We start from the raw sequence: 215 nt of genomic DNA, 5'->3' as shown, positions 1-215 counted from the left end.
AGGTGCTTCAGTGGGTACTTACCTTTAAGAGTTAGAGCTATGACCGCTTTTTCTTTGTTCGACGGTTCTTTTCTTGCTCCAACTCTTCCAACTTTTTTAGAACAGCATTCTCAGTTCGTAAGTAGATCAACTCCTCTCTTAGCTCCTCAAGTGTCATTTCATTATCTGGTTTAGTGGTACGTTGAGGCTGCTGTTTCATTGAAGGTCTTCCTTTC

Annotated in this window: 1 pseudogene; it reads right to left on the bottom strand. The window is 41.4% G+C overall.

Annotated features, from left to right (window positions below):
• Positions 1-37: 37 nt before the first annotated feature.
• Positions 38-215: pseudogene (locus VJL_RS30320) on the bottom strand (helix-turn-helix domain-containing protein); the annotation flags it as partial.

The sequence above is a fragment of the Vibrio jasicida CAIM 1864 = LMG 25398 genome, assembly GCF_000400365.1.
In the GTDB taxonomy this organism is placed as follows: domain Bacteria; phylum Pseudomonadota; class Gammaproteobacteria; order Enterobacterales; family Vibrionaceae; genus Vibrio; species Vibrio jasicida.
This window is presented reverse-complemented; position numbering and strand designations above follow the sequence as displayed.